The following is a 19559-nucleotide window of genomic DNA, read 5'->3' on the forward strand; positions in this document are numbered from 1 at the left end:
CCATTATACGAAGCGGCGGAAAAATGCCAAGGCAGGGCTATTGGGACAGCATCGTGCGGCGGCGTTCTTCGGCTTCCAGCCGGCGGCGGTTCTCGACGCACAGCGGGTGGCTGGCCACCGCCGCGTTCTGGCATTGCTGGTGGATGCACATCGGTCGGGCGATGAATCCGGCGTTGGCGCACGCTTCGTCCGGCCCCGCCACGCGTACGGCCGCAGGCTTGGGCGCTGCCGCTGGAGCTGGAGCTGGAGCAGGCTCGGGCGATGCAAGCGCGTCCGCGGCCACGGCCGCAGGCGTGGGCTCGGCCACCTTGCGGGGAACAGGCTTGGGCCGTGGCGCCGATGCAACGACGAATGCGGGCGCTGCGGCCACCGAAGCCGCGGATGCGGCCGGCAGGGCCGGTGCGGCGGCCGCTTCATCGACCACGGGGATCACCTCGGCAGGCGCAGAGGCCACCGGCGCTGGCGGCTCGGCCAGTTCCGTGATGATCTGGTCTTCCGGTGTGTACTTGGTGGGATGGCGCGTGTCGCGCGAGGCGTTCCACCACAGTCCGGCAGCGATCACGGCCACGGCCACCACGCCGGCGCCCGCCCAAAGCAAGGGACGGCGGCGCACGCCAGCGGCGGCCGATGCCGGCGGTTCCTCGCCCGCAGCCTGGCTGCGGCGGGTCTTCGGACGCCCCAGCCTTTCCGGATGCTGAGGACGGCGCTCCTCGAAAACCGTATCGCCACCTGTCACGGTATCTGCCACCTCTTGTCCTCCATCCATGAAAACCGTGTCATGCCCATCGGACACCACGGTGTCGCCCGCCTCCTGCCGATCGATGTGCAATTGCGCACCCGTGTCCACCGTCGGCGCCTCCACCGCAGCGGCCAGAGGCGCAGGCAAGGGTGCGCCCACCGCCGGCAAAGGAACCGAGGTGATGTCGATCATGGGCACCGCCACGCCCGTGCCATGCCGGTCGGCCGGCTCCACCCAGATATCGCCCAGCTCGGCGCGGAAATCGAACTGATCGATGCCCTCCGGCGGAGCGACCATGTCCATGGTGCGCAGGAATTCGTCGATGCTCTGGGGGCGCTCGTCCGGCCGCAGGGCCAATGCCTGTGAAATCGCGGCCACGAAGGGCGGGGAATATTCGACGCCGAACTGGCGCCGCACGGTCTTGGCCACCCGTGAGAACGGCACCATGCGGTCGCGGATCGACCGCAGCGTGGCCGGCAGCGGCGTGTCGTTGCACAGGCTGCCATGCACCACGGCACCGAGGGCATAAAGATCGCTCCACGGGCCCTGCCGCAGATCGCTCTCGCCGTCGTTGTACTGCTCGATCGGCGCGTAATTGACCTTCAGCACCGCCGTGTGCTGGTGCCCGTGGTCGCTGATCGCATGGCGTGCAGCCCCCAGGTCCAGCAGCACGGGAGGGCCGCTGTCCTGCAGGAAGATGTTGTCGGGCGAAATGTCGCGGTGCAGCGTCTGGCCGTCGTGCAGCACGCGCAGCGCGCTCAGCACCGACCACAGCATCTTGCGCAGCCAAGTCTCGGGCGGCGGCGTGCGCATGTGCGCGCGGGCCTGCTTGAGCGTCATGCCCGTGTAGAGCGGCATGACCATGTAGGCGGTGTGATTGGCTTCCCAGAAGCGGAAGACCTTGACCAGCGAGGGATGGTCGAACTGGGCAAGCAGCCTGGCCTCGCTCACGAACGAGGCCAGCCCCGCCTGGAAGGATTGCTCCTGGGTGGAAGACCGCACCCACAGCGACTGCCCCTGCGCCCGCGCCGCCAGCGCCGAAGGCATGTATTCCTTGATGGCCACGAAGCGCAGGAGCGAATGGTCAAACGCCTTGTAGACCATGCCGAACCCGCCCACCCCCAGCAGCGAAAGCACCTCGAACTCCCCCAGGCGCGTCCCGGCCGGCAGGGCGTCGACGTGGTGGACGTCGGTCGGGGGTTCGGTGCTGGTGATGGCGGACATGGTGACGGCTGGGCTTTCGGGCGGCAATGGTGCACCAGCAACGGCGCACCCGGCAACGGACAAGTGGATGGATTGCAACACATTGGCCGAAGCCGCCATCATGCAGCAAGCCCGCCCCCTGGCGGCAACAAGGCGCCCGGCGACGACCCCCAAGCCGTCGCACCGGCAGCGCCCCGGCCCCCACTGCGCCCCGACGACGGGCACGATCACGCGGCAACCGGGCGGTGCGTGGTTACCATTGGCCCATCATGTTCAGTTACCGCCACGCCTTCCATGCGGGCAACCACGCCGATGTGCTCAAGCACACGGTGCTGATTGCCACTTTGCAACACCTTACGCAGAAAGACGCAGCGCTCACCGTGCTGGACACCCATGCCGGCGCCGGCCTGTTCCGGCTGGACGGCGACTATGCCGCCACGAGCGGAGAGGCGGGGGACGGCATCCTGCGCCTGGTGCCGCCCACTGTGCTCAAAGAGCCCCTGGCGCCCGCGCTGCAGGCCTACGTCGACATGGTCGGCGCCTTCAACCAAGGCAACGTGACGCGGGTCTATCCCGGCTCGCCCTTCATCACGCAGCGCCTGTTGCGCGACCGCGACAAGCTCAAGGTGTTCGAACTGCACCCGACCGACCTGCGCGCGCTGGCCGGCAATGTGGCCCAGCTGGAGGCCGGCCGCCAGGTGGCGGTGCTGCATGAAGACGGCTTCGAAGGCATCAAGAAATTCCTGCCCCCACCGGCCCGCCGCGCGCTTGTGCTGTGCGACCCCAGCTATGAAATCAAGAGCGACTACGGGCGCGTCCTGGACATGGCCGCAGACTCGCTCAAGCGCTTTGCAACGGGCACCTATGCCGTCTGGTACCCGATCATTCCCCGGCCCGAAGCCCATGACCTGCCACGGCGGCTCAAGACGCTGGCAACCAAGGCCGGCAAGTCGTGGCTGCATGCCACGCTCACCGTGAAATCGAGCAAGGTGACGGGGGCCGCAGACGGACAGGCCCGCCGCCCGGGGCTGCCGGCCAGCGGCATGTTCCTGATCAATCCGCCGTTCACGCTGAAAGCGGCGCTCAAGCCCGCACTGCCGCAGATGGCCGAACTGCTGGCGCAGGACCACCACGCCTCGCACACGCTCGAGTCGGGCGGCTGAGTCCGCCCGCCTATTCGCCAGCGGCTGGCAACGGGCCGGCCTGCGACAGGCCGGAAGCCGAGGCATCGGGGCACTGCGCCGCGGCATCCTCCGGCGCCTGCGACACCACGACCGGCTTGGTGCCCAGCCCCAGCAACCCCAGCGCCCCGGCGGCGGCGCGGCTCACGTCGATGATGCGGCCGGGCGAGTGGGGCCCGCGGTCGTTGATGCGCACCTGCACGGCGCGGCCGGTCACCAGGCTGCGCACGCACACGCGCGTGCCGAAGGGCAAGGTGCGGTGGGCGGCGGTGAATTCGTTCATGTCGAAGCGCTCTCCGCTGGCGGTGCGGCGGCGGTGGAAACGCGCCCCGTACCAGGAGGCCAAGCCTTCCTGCACGAACGCATCGGCGGTATCGCTCTCGGAGGAGGCGTCCGCGTCCGGCGGGTTGGAGGGCGCATCGCCCGCCATGGCCGGCGGGGGCTTCACAGGGGCCGCGGCGCGGGGCGGCTGGGCTGGCGCAGGCAGGGGAACCAATGGCTTTTGCGGCGCCGCGACGGTGTCGTCGCCGGGCGCGGGCGCCTTGACCGCGCAGGCCACCAGGGCACACGACAGCAGCGCGCCCGACAACAGCGCACCAAGGCGGTGGGGCAGTTCAGCGCTGGCAGCGCGTTTCGTAGGCGTCTTCAAAACGCTTCAGGTCCTTTCTTTCGCCTTCGGTCAGGTCCGTACGGGCCCGCTTGGCGGTGAGGATGCGGCGCGACTCCCGGCATTGTTCGGCGTGGCGCGTGGCCTCTTCGCGGGAGGTCTGGGCCGCCACGCGCAGTTGTTGCTCCTGCTCCTGCCGCTGCTTGCGCGCCTCGCTCTGCTCCCTGGAATAGCGGGAGGAAGCATCGGATTCCTCGTCGCGGCAATCGCGCTGGTACTCCCGGCGCATGCCGGCGTAGGCGTCGGGCTGGATGCCGGAGGAGCCTCCACGCAGCGTGTCGCTCAGGGAGCGGCAACGGGCGCTCATGTAGCGCTGGTACGCCGGCCCTTCGGGCACGGAACGCACGGGGGGCTCATAGCGCCACGCTGGAGGCGGGGAGACAGGCCCTGCGGCCGCCACCGACGTCGTCGTGCCCGAAGGACAGGGGCGCGACATCGTGAAGCTGTTGCCCGCAGCATCCCGGCAGACGTACCGCGTCTGGGCCCACGACGGGGCAGACGCCACGCAGCACAGGGTGGCGACCAACAGGGGAGCGAAGGCGGACGTCATGGATGGGCACGAAAAACGAAGGGGCGATATTACCGGAGTGACCGCCGGCGTCTAGAGACCCAGCCGGCGGCAGATCTCCAGCGTGGTGGCGCTCTGGTTCATCGTGTAGAAGTGCAGGCCCGGCACGCCACGGTCACACAGCTGCTCGCACAAACCGGTGACCACATCCAGGCCGAAGGCCTTGATGCTGGCCGTGTCATCGCCGAAGCCCTGCAGGCGCATGCGAATCCAGCGGGGAATCTCGGCACCGCAAGCGTCGGAGAAACGCATGAGCTGCGTGGAACCCAGGATGGGCATGATGCCCGGCACCACGGGCACGTCCAGCCCCAGCCGCCGCGTGTCGTCCACGAAGCGGAAATAGGCGTCGGCATTGAAGAAGTACTGCGTGATGGCCGAGTGCGCGCCGGCACGCACCTTGAGCGCGAAGGCCTGCAGATCGGCGTCGGGTGAACGGGCCTGGGGATGCACTTCGGGGTAGGCGGCCACTTCCACGTGGAAGTCGTCGCCCGTCTCCGCGCGGATGAAAGCCACCAGATCGCTGGCGTAGTGGAACTCGCCGCCCGCACCGTAGCCGCTCGGCAGGTCGCCGCGCAGGGCCACCAGTCGCTTCACGCCCATGGCCTTGAGCGTGGCCAGTTGGCTGCGCACCGTCTCGCGCGTGGCGCCGATGCACGAGAAGTGCGAGGCCGCGCTCACGCCCTCCGCCAGAATCTCGCGCACGGTGGTGAAGGTGCCCTCCTGCGTCGAGCCGCCCGCACCGTAGGTGACGGAGCAGAACTCGGGCCGCCGGGCATACAGCGCCTGCCGCACGGCACGCAGCTTTTCGGCCCCTTCGGGCGTCTTGGGGGGGAAAAATTCGAAACTGACGGGTAAGGGTGGATTGGAGGCACTCATGCCGCCCTCCTTGCATGGACGAAGAATTCACGGTTGCCGTCGCCGCCATCGATGGAACTGTCCATCCAGGCAGCCACGGTCAGGCCCAGTTCCGCGCAGCAGTCGCGGATGCGCTGCTCGACCACGGCGTAGAGCGCCACATCGCGCACGATGCCGCCCTTGCCCACCTGGCCGGGCTGCAGTTCGAACTGCGGCTTGACCAGCATGAGCAGGTCGCCGCCGGCCTTGAGCAGCGGCGCCACCGCCGGCAGGATGAGCGTGAGCGAGATGAACGACACATCGCCCGTCACCAAGTCGAACACCGGGGTGATGTCCACCTGCTCCAGCCCCGCCCGGCGCCGGCGCACGGTGGGCAGGGCACCCTCCGCGCGGGCCCGCGCCCGGGCCGAGCGCTCGGCCTTGAAGGCTTCGACGTCGTGTTCCTTGGCGTCGTCGCTGTCGTCGTATTCGTCGTCGATCAGGCCGCCGTTGCGCATCCAGCTGTAGGGAGCTTCGGGCTGGGTCTCGTTGTCGTCGGGGTCTTGCTCGACCTGCTCGGACAGGGCGTCCTCGCAGGCGTCCTGCAGCGATGCGGCCGTCAGGGACCGGGCGTTGACGCCTTCCACGGCCACCACGCGCGGATCCTGGCGCAGGCGGTCGTGCAGTTGGCTGTGGCCCACGTCCACACCGATCACCTGGGCCGCGCCGCGCTGCAGCAGGCAGTCGGTGAAGCCCCCGGTACTCTGGCCCACGTCCAGGCAGCGCCAGCCCGCCACGTCCAGGCCCGCGGACACGAGCGCGCCTTCCAGCTTGAGGCCGCCGCGCGAGAGGTAGCGCGCCTCGGACTGGTCGAGCAACTGCACTTCGGCGATGTCCGGAATCTCGTCACCGTTCTTGGCCACCTTGTGCCAGGGCAGGCTGGGTGCCAGCCGCCATTGCACGCCGGCCGCGATCAGGCGCTGCGCCTGCGACCGGGTCGCGGCGTGGCCCTTGTCCACCAGATACACGTCTGCGCGCATGCGCCCGTCCTTTTCAGAGTCAAAAAGGCCTCCAGCGCATATTCTTCTAGCGCAGAAAGCTATTATTTTTATAGCAAGCCAGATCAGCCGGCGCGGATGGCCGGCTGGCCATCCGCCGATCAGTAGCGGTAGGTGTCGGGCTTGTAGGGGCCGCTCTTGCTCACGCCGATGTAGGCGGCCTGCGAGTCCGTCAGTTCGGTCAGCATGGCGCCGACCTTCTTCAGGTGCAGGCGCGCGACCTTCTCATCCAGCAGCTTGGGCAGCACGTAGACCTTGCCGGCCTCGTAGGCATCGGGCTTGGTGAAGAGCTCGATCTGCGCGATGGTCTGGTTGGCGAACGACGACGACATCACGAAGCTCGGGTGGCCCGTGCCGCAGCCCAGGTTCACCAGACGGCCCTTGGCCAGCAGGATGATCTTCTTGCCGTCCGGGAAGGTGATGTGGTCCACCTGGGGCTTGATCTCTTCCCATTCGTACTTCTCGATCGACGCCACGTCGATCTCGTTGTCGAAGTGACCGATGTTGCAGACGATGGCCTGGTCCTTCATCTTCACCATGGTGTCGTGGGTGATGATGTCCTTGTTGCCGGTCGTCGTCACGAAGATGTCGGCCTTGTCGGCAGCGTAGTCCATCGTCACCACGCGGTAGCCTTCCATGGCGGCCTGCAGGGCGTTGATGGGGTCGATCTCGGTGACCCACACCTGGGCAGACAGCGCGCGCAGTGCCTGGGCGGAGCCCTTGCCCACGTCGCCGTAGCCGGCCACCACGGCGACCTTGCCGGCGATCATGACGTCGGTGGCGCGCTTGATGCCGTCCACCAACGATTCGCGGCAGCCGTACAGGTTGTCGAACTTGGACTTGGTGACCGAGTCGTTCACGTTGATCGCGCGGAACAGCAGCGTGCCCTTGGCGGACATCTCGTTCAGGCGGTGCACGCCCGTGGTGGTTTCTTCCGTCACGCCGATGATCTCGGCCGACTTGCGGGTGTACCAGGTCGCGTCTTCCGACAGTTTCTTACGGATGGCGGCGAACAGGATGCGCTCTTCCTCGCTGGCACCGTTGCCGGCGACCAGGGAGGCATCCTTCTCGGCGCGCTGGCCCAGGTGCATCAGCAGCGTTGCATCGCCGCCGTCGTCCAGGATCATGTTGGGGCCTTCGCCCGCGCTGCCCTTAGGCGCAAAGTCGAAGATGCGGTGGGTGTAGTCCCAGTAATCTTCCAGCGACTCGCCCTTGATGGCGAAGACCGGCGTGCCCGTGGCCGCGATGGCGGCAGCGGCATGGTCCTGCGTGGAGAAGATGTTGCACGACGCCCAGCGCACGTCGGCGCCCAGGGCCTTCAGCGTTTCGATCAGCACGGCGGTCTGGATCGTCATGTGCAGCGAACCGGTGATGCGCGCGCCCTTGAGCGGCTGGCTGGCGGCGAACTCGTCGCGGATGGCCATCAGGCCGGGCATTTCCGTCTCGGCGATGCGGATTTCCTTGCGGCCCCACGCGGCAAGGGAAAGGTCGGCGATGGCCTGGTCGGCCTGGGGCTTGAGAACTGCGCTCATGGTTTTCTCCGGTAAAGAAGGTAAAAAACCACGCATCGGAGGGGAATGGCTCACTCACCGCACAAGAAGCGTGGGCGAGCGTCGTTGCAAAATGATGATCCGAGCCTCGCGTCCCTGCCGCACACCGGCACCGGGGGTAAAGACGCTGCAACGCTCCTCGGAAAGCGGCGATTATAAGGACATCGCGCTTCACGCCCATGCCAGCGCGCCGACCGTGGCACGCTGCAGAACCGAGACCGGCATGGATTCGAGGTGCCGCCCATGACAACAAGACAACCAGCGATACGCCCGCAAAGGGCCAGAAGAACCCAGAGACAATGTCCACACAGCACCGGGGCAACCTGTTCGATCTGATGCGCATCTGCGCGGCGAGCGCAGTGATCTTCAGCCACCACTTCCACATCACGCACACCGCGTCGCCCACCTGGCTGCATTCCGACATGGTGGGTGGCGTGGCGGTGATGACGTTCTTCACGATCAGCGGCTACCTCGTCACCCAGAGCTGGCTGCACCAGCCCAAGGTGCTGGCGTTCCTGTCCAAGCGGTTCCTGCGGATCTGGCCCGGGGTGCTGTTCGCCGTGCTCACCAACGTTTTTCTGTTCGGGATCTTCTTCAACTCGCTGCCGGCCACGGACTTTCTGGCCCACCCCGATACGCTCGGCTACTTTCGCAACCTGCTGCTGATCAAGGACTACCCCTATCTGCCGGGCGTGTTCGAAAACAACCCGATCAAGCACCTGATGAACGGGCCCTTGTGGACCATCCCGATAGAAAGCCTGTGCTACCTGGTGCTGGCGGGTGCGGGGTTGCTCGGCGTGTTCCGGTCTCGCTGGCTCGCCGGCCTCGCCGCTGTGGCCTACATCGCGTTCTTTCTCACTGCCCGCAATGCGGACCTGACGGGAGAGATGCAGCACTGGTTCGAATACCCCGCCTATTTCACCTATGGCGCGCTCATCGCCGTCTTCCGCGATGCGTTCCATGCCCTCTCCGGCCGGCTGCTGCTCGTGCTGGCGCCGCTGGCCGCCGTGCTGTTCTTCGGATTGCAGATGGAGCACACGGCGGGCCTGCTCCTGCTGCCGCCGCTGCTGATCCACATCGGCTCGCTGAACGTGCCCGCGCTGGCCTTCCTGCAACGTGGCGGGGACCCGTCGTACGGTATCTATCTGTACGGCTGTCCGGTGCAGCAGTCGGTGTATGCGCTCTGGCCCGATCTGGCGTTCATTCCGAGCCTGATGCTGTCGGTGGCACTGGCCGCCGTGGCAGGCTATGCCTCCTGGCACCTGGTGGAATCACCGGCGCTGCGGTTCAAGCGGTGGTTCCAGCGAACGCCCGTGGCGCCCCAAGCGGCCCCCTGACCCTTGCGAGCGGCCAAGGCTGCGGCCACGGAGCTCGGCCGGCGCGGTCCCACCGAGGTCCGGCATGAGGGCGGCCATTAGAATACGGCCACTTTTCCGCGGGCGCCCTCTGCGGCGGCACGCCAGCGCGCCGGCCCTGGCGCCCGTACTTCGGCCCACCTGCCTGCGCCGCGCCCTCACCAAAAAACACAGTGTCCTACGTCTCCGAAACACGGCGCCGCCGCACCTTCGCCATCATTTCCCACCCTGACGCGGGCAAGACCACGCTCACGGAAAAGCTGCTGCTGTTCTCGGGTGCGATCCAGATCGCCGGCGCGGTCAAGGGCCGCAAGGCCAGCCGCCACGCCACCAGCGACTGGATGGAGATCGAAAAGCAGCGCGGCATCTCGGTGGCCAGCTCGGTCATGCAGATGGCCTACCGCGAACACGTGGTGAACCTGCTGGACACGCCGGGCCACAAGGACTTCTCGGAAGACACCTACCGCGTGCTCACCGCCGTCGATTCGGCTCTGATGGTGATCGACGCGGCCAACGGCGTGGAGGCGCAGACGCGCCGCCTGATCGAGGTCTGCCGCCAGCGCGACACGCCCATCATCACCTTCGTGAACAAGATGGACCGGGAAGTGCGCGAACCGCTGGACATCCTGGACGAGGTCGAGCGCGAGCTGGGCATGCCCTGCGTGCCCATGACCTGGCCCGTGGGCCAGGGCAAGGGTTTCGGCGGCATCATCAACCTGCGCACGCAGGCCATGACGGTGTTCGAGTCGGGCAGCGAGCGCCGCCCGCAGGACTTCGAGACGATTCCCCTGTCGGACGCCGCCAACCTGCGCGCGCGTTTCGGCAGCGAATTCGACGCCGCCATCGAGAGCATGGAACTCGCCGTGGGCGCCTCGCCCACCTGGGACCACGAGGCCTTCCTCGCCGGCAAGCAGACGCCGGTGTTCTTCGGCTCCGGCGTGAACAACTTCGGGGTCATGGAAGTGCTGGATGCGCTGGTGGACCTGGCCCCCTCGCCGCGTCCCCGCCTGAGCAGCCTGCAGGTGAACAAGCAGCCGGTCGAGAAAACCGTGCAGCCCGAAGACCAGAATTTCTCGGGCGTGGTGTTCAAGGTACAGGCCAACATGGACGCCAACCACCGCGACCGCATCGCCTTCGTGCGCGTGGCCTCGGGGCGGTACACGCCGGGCATGAAGCTCAAGGTGCAGCGCACCGCCAAGGAACTGCGCCCCACCAGCGTGGTGACCTTCATGTCGCAGCGCCGCGAGGCGGTGGAAGAGGCCTATGCCGGCGACATCATCGGCTTCACCACCCATGGCGGCGTGCAGCTGGGCGACACCATCACCGACGGCGCCAGCCTGCAGTTCACCGGCCTGCCGTTCTTCGCGCCCGAACTGTTCATGACGGTCATCCTGAAGAACCCGCTGCGCACCAAGCAACTGCAGCAGGGCCTGGCCCAGCTCGGCGAAGAAGGCGCGATCCAGGTCTTCAAGCCCGACGCCGGCGGTGCCATGCTGCTGGGCGCGGTGGGTCAGCTGCAGTTCGAAGTGGTGCAGCACCGGCTCAAGACCGAATACGACGCCGATGTGCGGCTGGAGGGCTGCCAGTACACCGGCGCCCGCTGGATCACCGCCGACAGCCCGGCCGACCTGCGTGCGTTCACCGACGCCTACCCGCTGCGGCTCGCGCATGACGCGGCGGACACGCTGGCCTACCTGTGCACCTCGCCCTACGACGTGCGCCTGGCCCAGGAGCGGTTCCCCAAGATCCATTTCCATCCGTTGCGCGAGCACGCCGGCCTGGCGCTGCAGGCCGCCGGTTGAGCGCAGACCATCGCCCGACCGTGGGAGCGACGCTGCCATCCCCATCCGTGGCCCGCGCGGTCCGTGTCCCGCAGGATGGCTGGCGGGCAGCCGCCCCCTTTCTGGTGATCTGGAGCGCCCTGATGGCGCTGTACGGCACCTGGTTGATGGCCTTCTGGCCCGGCATCCTCGGGGAGGACTCGGTATCCATCCTGCTGGAGGTGGAGCGCGCAGGCGACTTCCGCTCCGGCAAGACCGTCTTCTGGTACTACTTCGTGCGCCTGTTCTACGAGGGCACGCGGCGGGTGGAAGTGCCCGTGGCGGTGCTGCTGTGCCTGTGCGCGCTGATCTTCGCCCGCATGCTGGCGTGGTACTGGCGGCAGGGCCTGAGAAAGAGCTTCGCGGTGGTGCTGGTGCTGGTGTGCCTGGCGCCGCACATGGTTTACTTCATGGGCACGCTGTACCCGGACGGCATCTTCGCCGTGGCGTCCTGCGGCCTGCTGTTCGAGCTGTGGCTGGCGGCCCGCCAGCGCACGATGGGCGCGGCCTCGCTGACCATGGTGGCCGTGGCGCTGCCCTTCGCGGCCTTCGCCCGGCCGAACGGCATCGTCTTTCTGCTGCCGGCCGTTGCCGTGCTGCTGCTCCTGGACCGCCGCAGCCGCTGGACGCTGGCGGCAGTCATCGGTGCGGTGGGCGCGGCGATGTTCGCAGGCCACCAGCTGCATCCGTCCAGGACACAGGAAGCCGTCTATCCCATGGTGGTCTTCGAGACCGTGAACTTTCTCAAGCCCCGGGCCATGAACCGCCTGTGGGACCAGTACCCCCACATGAACGATCCCTGGGTGCTGGACCGGCCCAAGGTGTCGCCCGCCACGATCGAGATGCTCGGGCGCTACCGCCCCCTGCCACAATTGCAGGCCTATGCCGACCCGGCGTACTGGGACATGCTCGTCTTCCACCCCGAAGGCCCGCAGGTGCAAGGCCTGCCGCAGCCCGACCAGAAGGCCCTGGTGCGTGAATTCTTCACCTACAACCTCTGGCAGAACCTGCCCGACTTCATCGCCAGCCGGGTCAACGTCTTCCTGGCCGCCGCGCTCGCGCAGGGCGGCTTTCCCTCCGTGACCTACGCCACCTACGTGCTGCAGCGCACGCAGGGGGTGTCGGTCTTTCGCCAGTTCGACCTGCGCGGCGTGGAGCGCCGCTTCATCGCCCTGCAAAAGGCCAGCCATGCATGGCGGTGGCTGCTGTGGACCCCTTGGCTCGGCATGATTTTGCTGGCGTGGGCCCTGTGCCGGGGCATCGCCCGGCGCGATCTGCCCCTGCTGATCGTGGCGTTGCCCATGGCCGTGCAGCTGGCGGCCATCTTCCTGCTGTCCACCGCGGGCGAGTACCGTTATCTCCTGCCGTTTTTCACCCTGCCCCTGGCCCTGCTTCCCGCTTTCGCCTTGCGCCGCCCCACCCCGGCCCGCCCCGTGTCGGCATGACACGCCCCCTGCCTTCTCACCATGTCCCTTTTACTCACGTCCCTGACCCTGTTGTGCGTGCTCGGCATCTCGCTCGGGCAACTGCTGTTCAAGAAGGCGGCCATGATGCTGCCGGCCCAGCCGGTGCTGACCGACTGGATCTTCAACGGCTGGCTCATCGTGGCCCTGGCGCTCTACGGCGTGACCACGCTGCTGTGGATCTGGGTGCTGCGCAGCGCACCGCTGCACCTGGCCTATCCGTTCATGGGCCTGGCCTTCCTGATCGTGCCGGCGCTGGGGTGGCTGTTCCTCGATGAGCCGCTGCATCTGCAGACCTTCATCGGGGGGGCGCTGATCCTGGCAGGCATCGCCGTGGCGGGGAGGGCTTCGGCATGACGAAGCACACCATGAGCGTCGCCGTCGCCATCCCCTGCTACAAGGTCACCCAGCATGTGCTGGAGGTGATCCGCACGATTCCGGCCAGCGTGTCCCGCATCTACGCGGTGGACGACGCCTGCCCCGACGGCAGCGGCGCCTTCGTCCAGCAGCACTGCACCGACCCGCGCGTGCAGGTGCTGTTCAACCCCGAGAACCAGGGCGTGGGCGGGGCCGTGGTCACGGCCTACCGCCAGGCCGTCGCGGACGGCATCGACATCGTGGTCAAGATCGACGGCGACGGCCAGATGAACCCCCGCCTGCTGCCGCTGTTCGTGCGCCCCATCCAGGACGGCCGGGCCGACTACACCAAGGGCAACCGCTTCTTCCGGCCCGAATCGGTGCGCGGCATGCCCGGGATGCGCCTGTTCGGCAACGCCGTGCTGTCGTTCATGACCAAGCTCAGCTGCGGCTACTGGTCCATCATGGACCCGACGAACGGCTACACCGCCATCCACACCAGCGTGCTGCGCGAGCTGCCGCTGGACAAGCTGGAGCGCCGCTATTTCTTCGAGACCGACATGCTGTTCCGCTTGAACACGCTGCGGGCGGTGGTGCGCGACGTGCCCATGGACGCCGTGTACGCGGACGAAGAATCGAACCTCAAGATCGGCAAGGTCCTGCCCGAATTCCTGAAGAAGCACGCATCGCGCCTGGCCCGGCGCTATGTGTACAGCTACCTGGTGCGCGACTTCAACGTGGGCTCCATCTACAGCCTCTTCGGCATGCTTTTGCTGCTGGCCGGGGGCCTGTTCGGGGCGATGCACTGGATCAACAGCGCCTACGGCACCCATCCGGCCACGAGCGGCACCGTGATGCTGGCGGCGCTGCCGGTGCTCATCGGCATCCAGTTCCTGGTGGCGTTCCTGCACTACGACGTGGGCAGCGTGCCCACCGAGCCCCTGAGCACCTACCTGCATCCGGACGACCTCGATGCCGCCGCCGACCTGGCGGGAAAGGCCACGCCATGAGCGTCTCCCAGGGCCACATCGCTCCCAACGCCAGCCACACCCTCGCACCGTCCGAGCGCGCCACCCTGCACTGGATGCTGTGGGGGCTGGTCGTGCCCCTCATCTTCTACGCGGCGCGCACGGTGGAAGTGCTCACGCGGGTGGAAATTCCGTTCGACTCGCTGCACACCTACCTGCCGCTGGCGCGCCAGTTGCTGGAGGATGCGGCGCAGCTGTTCAGCGATCCGAAGATGCTCAAGGTGGCGCCCGGTGCGGTCGTCTACATGGCGCTTTCGGGGGCGGACCCGGTGGCCGTCAAGGCCGCGAATCTCGCGATCTCGCTCGTGGCGCTGGTGCTCACGTTCGATGCCGCACGCAAGATCGGCGGCCGCGTGGCCGCCGCCGCCGCGGCCTGGCTGTTCGTGCTGCCCCACATGCTGGTGGAGGCCGGGGCGGTGCTCATGGGCGAAGCGCCCTTCGTGTTCCTGGTTGCCGTGTGGCTCTGGGCCACCACCTGTGCGGTAGACACCACGGCCGGTACGCGCGCAGCGCGCTGGCGGATCGGCGCCGTGGTCCTGGCGGGCCTGGCCCTCGCCGCGGCCACCCTGACCCGCGGGACCTACATGTACTGGCTGCCGTTCGCCGTGGTGGCGTTCTTCGCCGCATCGCGCAAGCTGCAGGGCGCGCAGCGCGGGGCGGCCGTGCGCATCGCGGCGGTGCACCTGATCGCCCTCGCACTGGTGGGCGCCTACATGGCGCGGCAGAACGAGGAATTCGGCCGGCCCATTGTCGCCACGGGCACAGGCGCCGCGCTGTACTTCGGCAGCAACCCCGTGCTGTCCGGCTACGAGCCGCCGTACTTCGGACTGGTCCATGACGAGTCCACCATCACGGACGGCCAGGGACACCTTTCGATCGAGGGCGACCGCCGCCTGATGGCCGTGGCCAAGACCATGCTGCGCGAAACGCCCTTCCCGGTGCTGGCGCAGATGTACGTGCAAAAGCTCGGCGCCGTGCTGTTCTTCAGCCGCGCGCACCTGGACCGCCATGTCATGAACGACCGGTCCTGGCGCGTGGTGCTGGTGATCCTGGCGTGCCTGGGGGCGTGGGGCGGACGCCGGCACCTGATGGTGTGGATGGTCACCGGCGCCGCAGCCTACCAGTGCGCGGTGCACGTGCCGGTGCTCTACAACCCGCGCTACAGCATCAGCGCGCTCGACATCCTGTTCGTGCTGCTGGCCGCGCAAGGCGTGGCGATGCTGTGGCGCCAGCCACGCCGGGGCATGGCCCTGGGCGGCGCCCTGGCCACCATCGTGGCGGGAATCGGGTTGGGCTACTACCACTTGCGCGCCAGCGCGCCGCTCATGCCCGACCTGAGCCTCGGGCACCCCGTGCTGCTCCAGATGGCCGAGCCCGGCACGGTCCAGACCCAGGGGTGGGAGGGCGACCCGTTTGCGGCCGAGGTGCCCATGGCGTCCGGGAAAGCCCTGGTCGAGTGGCGCGCGAAGGCCTTCAAGATGGATGGCATCTCCATCCTGCGGCTGCCGCTGGAGCGCCTGGAAGGCCAATGCCAGCGCCTGTGGGTGGGCTACACCCGGCCCGATGGTGCCGCACGCGCCAGCCTCGTGCGCCTGGACGGCCTGAAGGCCGGGCAGGACATCACCTGGGGCACGATGCCGCTGTTGATGCCCGGCCCGCCAGGTCGCCTGACGATGGAGTTCCATTGCAAGCCGGGCACGCGCATGCAGTTCGGCGAGCTGGGCCTGTACGAGGCCAGCGAGGGACGTTTCTACCGGGAGAAGGCGCTCAGCCCGCCCTGAGACTCCGCTTTTCCCAGCCCCACACCGGGGACCTTCTGCACGGCCGGACATGGCCTTGCAGCTCTTTTCCTTGACGGACACTCTGCCATGCGCTTTTTCAACGCTCAACGGATTCTGGCGGCGGCACTGTCCCTGCTGGGAGCCGCTGCGCACGCGGACACCGCCCCCCGCCCGGCGCGCGCGCCGTTCATCGTCGCCCCGACCATCGTCGGCACGATGGTGTGCGACGAGGCCGCCAACGACCCGCGGATCAAGACCTACGAAGCCGCCATCGATCTGTGCCGCGCGCGCAAGCGCACGGGCGCGGCGGCGATCAACCGCCTGCTCGACACGCTGGAGCCCGGCGGCCCGCGGGGGCAGGTGCAGATCGGCTTCACGTCCACGCTCCAGCTGCTGGCGCTGTACCGCAGGACCGCCACGGGCTGGGAGATCGACACCGCGCGGGTCGATGAATTCCTGCAGCTCGTGGCCGATGTGAAGCGCCCCGTCGTGCTGTACCTGGCCGGGGACCACTTCGACTCCGCAGGTCCCCTGACCGACGAGCTGGAGAAAGACCCGCGCAACCTCATGCAACTGCCTGGGGGCAAGCCGCTGGAACTGGGCTACTTCGGCTACCGCATCGCGCCCTATACGCTGGAGACGGATGCCAGCATTCCGGTCAACCGCTACCGCTACGAGGCCCTGCGCTACGTGGCTCGGCGCATCAAGGCCCTGCCTGCGGAGCAGCAGCAGCGCATCGTCGCCATCACGCTCGCGGGCGAACTGCACCACCTGTTCCCCGATTTCGAACACGGCATGGGCGAGTACCAGAACATCCGCACCACCGACTACAGCCCGGCCTCGGTGGCGGGCTTCCAGGCCTACCTGGCCAGGCAGTACGGCAGCATCGCGGCGCTCAACCGGCAGGCCGGGACGGCCTATGCCGCGTTCAACACCGTTCCCGCCCCGTCGCACGATGTGAGCCGCGAGCCGGCAAGCAGCCTGGGCGAGCACTACGACGCCTTCGCCGACGGCACCCTGCCGCTCTCCGGCTGGCTGTGGGACCCCGCAGGCCGCGTGACCGGCCTCGACCTGTACCTGGATGCGCGCTACATCGGCCCGGTGGGGCGCGGCTACAACCGGCTGGACGTGTACCGCGCGCTGGACGAGGTCACCACGCCGAACGTGGGCTTTCGCACCGACGTGGACTTCAGCGCCCTGCGCCCCGGCAAGCACATGGCGCAGATCGTGGCGCGTGTGGGCGGGGCGCGCTTCGAGGTGGCGCAGACCGAGTTCACGGTGATGCCGCGCGACCGCCGCGTGGCGCCGCCCACCCGCCGCCCGCCGGAGGTCTTCGGCATGAAGGCCGCGAGCGAGCTGCCTGGCGTGCGCTCGTGGCTCGACCTGCCCAAGCCGCAGCAGGGCGTGCTGTTCAACCCACTGGCGAGGGACTGGAACCGTTACCGCGAGCAGCAGGTGGCGCGGCTGCTGGGCGAGTTCCATCGCATCGCCTCGAGCGAAGGGTTGCCGGCCGACAAGCTGTACTCCCACCAGATCGTGCCCAACGTGAACTCCTCCTGGAACCCGCAGCTCTTCGCGGCGGACCAGACCCTGCACGGCTCGCTGCCCTGGAAGCACGGCATCAACCTGTATGGCGGCGCCACCGACAGCGACTGGGTGCGAGGGTTCCTGGCCGAACGCAAGATCGCCGACTACGGCGTGCCGGAATTCAATCCGCAGCAGTGGAAGCGCGACGGTGCCCACCTGGCGGCCATGCAGTCGCACTACACCGGCGGCGCGCGCTTCATCAGCCCGTACTACTTTTCCGTGATTCCGAACCGGTTCAAGGGCAGCGCCGAAAACGGCGTGAACCGCATGGAGCTGGGACCGGACAACACGAAGGACGGCTCCGACCGCTTCTACCGGGCCATCATCGAGTTCGCCAAGCGCTGAGGGCTGGGACGCCCCCGCGGGCGGCCCAGGCCCCGATCACGCCACCCCACTTTCCGGCCCTGCCTTCCCCTGCCACCGCCATGTCTTCGCCCTCCCCCCTCCCCGCCACCTTGCAGCCCCTGGCCGCGTGGCAACCGCCGGCCACGCTCGCCGGGGTGTTAACCGACATCGACGACACCCTCACCACCGACGGCGCCATCACCGCCGATGCGCTGGCCGCCATCGCGGACCTGAAAGCGGCGGGCCTGCACGTGATCCCGATCACCGGGCGCCCCGTGGGCTGGAGCGAGCCCTTCGCGGCCGCGTGGCCCGTGGACGCCATCGTGGCGGAGAACGGCGCGGTGGCGCTGGTGGCGGAGCGGGACCAGAATGCCCTTGAGCGCAATGAAGACGCCGGCATCGTGCTATCGAAATGGTATCAACAGGATGCGCCGACGCGGGCGGCCAACTACGCGAGGATGCAGGCCGTGCTGGCGCAGATCGAGCGCGAGGTACCGGGCGCGCGCCGCGCCACCGATTCCGCCGGGCGCGAGTGCGACATCGCCATCGACCACAGCGAGTTCGTGCACCTGCCGCAGGCCGCCGTCGACCAGGTGGTGGACCGCCTGCACGCGGCGGGCATGCATGCCACGGTGAGCAGCATCCACATCAACGGCTGGTTCGGGGCGCACAACAAGCTGGAGGGCGCCCGCTGGATCGTACGCGAGCGCCTGGGCCGCGACCTGGACGCCGAGATCGACCGCTGGGTGTACGTGGGCGACTCCACCAACGACCAGCTGATGTTCGAGCGCTTCGCCCACAGCGTGGGCGTGGCGAACGTGGCGCGCTTCGTGCCGCAGCTGCGCCACCGGCCGCGCTACGTCACCCGGGGCGAGCGCGGCGCGGGCTTTGCCGAGGTCGCGCAGGCCATTTTGGGTGCGATGGGCCGCATGCCCTAGAAGATATTGTCCTTGTAGCTATTATTTTCATAGCAAATCGATCCATCGCAAGCGGTGCCCCGCCCCGGTGCGCGGGGACTACAGCGGCTTGCCCAGGCCCAGCTTTTCCACCAGCGCCTTCTCGCGGGTGAAAGTGTCCTGCGCGAACTGGCGGTAGCGCGCGCTGTCCATGTAGATCGGCACCATGTCGTAGCGCGCCAGCGCGGTGCGGTAGGACTCCTGGTCCATCGCCTGCTTGAACGCATCGTGCAGGCGCTTGACCACGTCCGGCGGCGTGCCCTTGGGCGCGCCGATGCCGAAGGGCGAGTTCTGCACCACGTCGATGCCCAGTTCCTTGAGCGTGGGCGCATCGGGGAATTTCGCCAGGCGCTCGGCGCCCCAGGTGTTCAGCACGCGCAGCTTGCCCGCCTCGACCTGCGGTGCGAAGCCGGTGGAGTCGGCCGCGGCCATGATCTGCCCACCCAGGATGGACTGCATCAGGTCGGCGCTGCCCTTGTACGGCACGTGCAGCAGTTGCAGGCCGAGCTGCTGCGCCGCCAGTTCCATGGTGAGGTGCGGGCTGGTCAGCGTGCCGGTGGATCCGTAGCTGAGCTTGCCGGGGTTGGCCTTGGCATAGGCCACGAAGTCCGCCCAGGTCTTGAACGGCGAATCGGCAGGCACCACCACGCCGAAGGCGTAGCCCGTGACGTTCAGCACATAGGTGATGTCCTTGACCGGATCCCAGTTGATCTTGGTGGTGTAGGGCATGCGGAACACGCCCAGCGGGATCTGCGCCACCGTGTAGCCGTCGGCCGCCGAGGACTGCAGCAGTTGCGCGGGCAGCGTGCCGCCGGCGCCGGGCTTGTTGTCCACGATGACCGGCTGGCCCAGCGCCTTGCCGGCGCTGTCGGCCAGCACGCGCATGGTGATGTCGGTGGGCCCGCCGGCCGGAAAGGCGATCACCAGCTTGATGGGCCGGGCGGGAAAGGATTGGGCACGGGCGGTGAGGGCGGGGGCGGCCAGGGCCGCGGCCCCGAGCTGAATGAGATGGCGGCGCTGCATGGTCGGTCGGTTCTCGCAAAGTAAGCAACCACCATTGCAGCGCA

Annotated in this window: 16 protein-coding genes and 1 riboswitch; of the genes, 9 read left to right on the forward strand and 7 right to left on the reverse strand. The window is 68.1% G+C overall.

The genetic code is table 11. The annotated features are described in order from the left end of the window. Window positions 1-37: 37 nt before the first annotated feature. The gene (locus AVTE2539_RS21500; protein WP_284413769.1) at window positions 38-1963 is read right to left on the reverse strand and encodes a serine/threonine protein kinase; all 1926 of its coding nucleotides are present in this window, start codon (window positions 1961-1963) and stop codon (window positions 38-40) included. A 248-nt stretch (window positions 1964-2211) separates the two neighbouring features. Here AVTE2539_RS21500 and AVTE2539_RS21505 point away from each other — a divergent pair, with 248 nt between their 5' ends. Beyond that, window positions 2212-3105, forward strand: coding sequence for a 23S rRNA (adenine(2030)-N(6))-methyltransferase RlmJ (locus tag AVTE2539_RS21505; protein WP_284398247.1), 894 nt, complete (start codon window positions 2212-2214; stop codon window positions 3103-3105). 10 nt (window positions 3106-3115) lie between these two features. Here the strand turns inward: AVTE2539_RS21505 and AVTE2539_RS21510 are convergent, their stop codons facing one another. The 5 genes from AVTE2539_RS21510 to ahcY all read right to left on the reverse strand — a co-directional run bounded on the left by AVTE2539_RS21510 (window position 3116) and on the right by ahcY (window position 7782). Beyond that, window positions 3116-3772, reverse strand: a complete 657-nt coding sequence (locus AVTE2539_RS21510; protein ID WP_284404973.1) for a septal ring lytic transglycosylase RlpA family protein — start codon at window positions 3770-3772, stop codon at window positions 3116-3118. Then, complete coding sequence (locus AVTE2539_RS21515) at window positions 3738-4340, reverse strand: hypothetical protein (RefSeq protein ID WP_284413771.1); 603 nt, start codon at window positions 4338-4340, stop codon at window positions 3738-3740. Before AVTE2539_RS21515 ends, AVTE2539_RS21510 begins: the two co-directional genes overlap by 35 nt. A 51-nt stretch (window positions 4341-4391) precedes the next feature. Beyond that, window positions 4392-5234 carry a methylenetetrahydrofolate reductase [NAD(P)H] gene (gene metF / locus AVTE2539_RS21520; RefSeq protein ID WP_284413773.1) on the reverse strand — a complete coding sequence of 281 codons (843 nt, stop codon included), beginning with the start codon at window positions 5232-5234 and terminating at the stop codon, window positions 4392-4394. Further along, entirely contained in the window at window positions 5231-6232 is a 1002-nt protein-coding gene (locus tag AVTE2539_RS21525; RefSeq protein ID WP_284413774.1) for a TlyA family RNA methyltransferase, read from the reverse strand. Before AVTE2539_RS21525 ends, metF begins: the two co-directional genes overlap by 4 nt. A gap of 119 nt (window positions 6233-6351) precedes the next feature. Continuing rightward, window positions 6352-7782, reverse strand: coding sequence for an adenosylhomocysteinase (ahcY, locus tag AVTE2539_RS21530; RefSeq protein ID WP_284413776.1), 1431 nt, complete (start codon window positions 7780-7782; stop codon window positions 6352-6354). 69 nt (window positions 7783-7851) lie between these two features. Next, a riboswitch (S-adenosyl-L-homocysteine riboswitch) is annotated at window positions 7852-7947 on the reverse strand. 152 nt (window positions 7948-8099) lie between these two features. On the opposite strand from ahcY, the gene AVTE2539_RS21535 reads away from it, so the two are divergent. The 8 genes from AVTE2539_RS21535 (at window position 8100) to AVTE2539_RS21570 (ending at window position 18474) form a co-directional block, all read left to right on the forward strand. Next, window positions 8100-9137 (forward strand): acyltransferase family protein, encoded by a 1038-nt coding sequence (locus AVTE2539_RS21535; RefSeq protein ID WP_284413778.1) that lies wholly within the window; start codon window positions 8100-8102, stop codon window positions 9135-9137. Between the two features lie 191 nt (window positions 9138-9328). Next, window positions 9329-10957 carry a peptide chain release factor 3 gene (locus AVTE2539_RS21540; RefSeq protein WP_272565122.1) on the forward strand — a complete coding sequence of 543 codons (1629 nt, stop codon included), beginning with the start codon at window positions 9329-9331 and terminating at the stop codon, window positions 10955-10957. 20 nt (window positions 10958-10977) lie between these two features. Beyond that, a complete protein-coding gene (locus AVTE2539_RS21545; protein ID WP_284413780.1) occupies window positions 10978-12420 on the forward strand; it encodes a hypothetical protein in 1443 nt (480 codons plus the stop codon). Window positions 12421-12441: 21 nt separating this feature from the next. Next, on the forward strand, window positions 12442-12795 hold the full coding sequence (locus tag AVTE2539_RS21550; protein WP_272565124.1) for a DMT family transporter: 354 nt from the start codon (window positions 12442-12444) through the stop codon (window positions 12793-12795). Then, window positions 12792-13805, forward strand: coding sequence for a glycosyltransferase family 2 protein (locus tag AVTE2539_RS21555; protein WP_284398218.1), 1014 nt, complete (start codon window positions 12792-12794; stop codon window positions 13803-13805). Before AVTE2539_RS21550 ends, AVTE2539_RS21555 begins: the two co-directional genes overlap by 4 nt. After that, window positions 13802-15604: a hypothetical protein gene (locus AVTE2539_RS21560; protein WP_284413782.1), complete on the forward strand. Its 1803-nt coding sequence runs from the start codon at window positions 13802-13804 to the stop codon at window positions 15602-15604. Before AVTE2539_RS21555 ends, AVTE2539_RS21560 begins: the two co-directional genes overlap by 4 nt. A gap of 87 nt (window positions 15605-15691) precedes the next feature. Beyond that, window positions 15692-17536, forward strand: coding sequence for a hypothetical protein (locus AVTE2539_RS21565; protein ID WP_284413784.1), 1845 nt, complete (start codon window positions 15692-15694; stop codon window positions 17534-17536). A gap of 80 nt (window positions 17537-17616) precedes the next feature. Further along, window positions 17617-18474: an HAD-IIB family hydrolase gene (locus tag AVTE2539_RS21570; RefSeq protein ID WP_284413786.1), complete on the forward strand. Its 858-nt coding sequence runs from the start codon at window positions 17617-17619 to the stop codon at window positions 18472-18474. A 78-nt stretch (window positions 18475-18552) separates the two neighbouring features. Here AVTE2539_RS21570 and AVTE2539_RS21575 read toward each other — a convergent pair whose 3' ends face one another. Continuing rightward, window positions 18553-19515 carry a tripartite tricarboxylate transporter substrate binding protein gene (locus tag AVTE2539_RS21575; RefSeq protein WP_284398206.1) on the reverse strand — a complete coding sequence of 321 codons (963 nt, stop codon included), beginning with the start codon at window positions 19513-19515 and terminating at the stop codon, window positions 18553-18555. Between the last annotated feature and the right edge of the window lie 44 nt (window positions 19516-19559).

Source organism: Acidovorax sp. SUPP2539 (genome assembly GCF_030158975.1).
In the GTDB taxonomy this organism is placed as follows: Bacteria; Pseudomonadota; Gammaproteobacteria; order Burkholderiales; family Burkholderiaceae_C; genus Paracidovorax.

Coding starts and splice junctions, on each gene's coding strand:
- AVTE2539_RS21500 (WP_284413769.1), bottom strand. CDS start 1,963: ATGTCCGCCATCACCAGCACCGAACCCCCGACCGACGTCCACCACGTC.
- AVTE2539_RS21505 (WP_284398247.1), top strand. CDS start 2,212: ATGTTCAGTTACCGCCACGCCTTCCATGCGGGCAACCACGCCGATGTG.
- AVTE2539_RS21515 (WP_284413771.1), bottom strand. CDS start 4,340: ATGACGTCCGCCTTCGCTCCCCTGTTGGTCGCCACCCTGTGCTGCGTG.
- metF (WP_284413773.1), bottom strand. CDS start 5,234: ATGAGTGCCTCCAATCCACCCTTACCCGTCAGTTTCGAATTTTTCCCC.
- AVTE2539_RS21525 (WP_284413774.1), bottom strand. CDS start 6,232: ATGCGCGCAGACGTGTATCTGGTGGACAAGGGCCACGCCGCGACCCGG.
- ahcY (WP_284413776.1), bottom strand. CDS start 7,782: ATGAGCGCAGTTCTCAAGCCCCAGGCCGACCAGGCCATCGCCGACCTT.
- AVTE2539_RS21535 (WP_284413778.1), top strand. CDS start 8,100: ATGTCCACACAGCACCGGGGCAACCTGTTCGATCTGATGCGCATCTGC.
- AVTE2539_RS21550 (WP_272565124.1), top strand. CDS start 12,442: ATGTCCCTTTTACTCACGTCCCTGACCCTGTTGTGCGTGCTCGGCATC.
- AVTE2539_RS21555 (WP_284398218.1), top strand. CDS start 12,792: ATGACGAAGCACACCATGAGCGTCGCCGTCGCCATCCCCTGCTACAAG.
- AVTE2539_RS21560 (WP_284413782.1), top strand. CDS start 13,802: ATGAGCGTCTCCCAGGGCCACATCGCTCCCAACGCCAGCCACACCCTC.
- AVTE2539_RS21565 (WP_284413784.1), top strand. CDS start 15,692: ATGCGCTTTTTCAACGCTCAACGGATTCTGGCGGCGGCACTGTCCCTG.
- AVTE2539_RS21570 (WP_284413786.1), top strand. CDS start 17,617: ATGTCTTCGCCCTCCCCCCTCCCCGCCACCTTGCAGCCCCTGGCCGCG.
- AVTE2539_RS21575 (WP_284398206.1), bottom strand. CDS start 19,515: ATGCAGCGCCGCCATCTCATTCAGCTCGGGGCCGCGGCCCTGGCCGCC.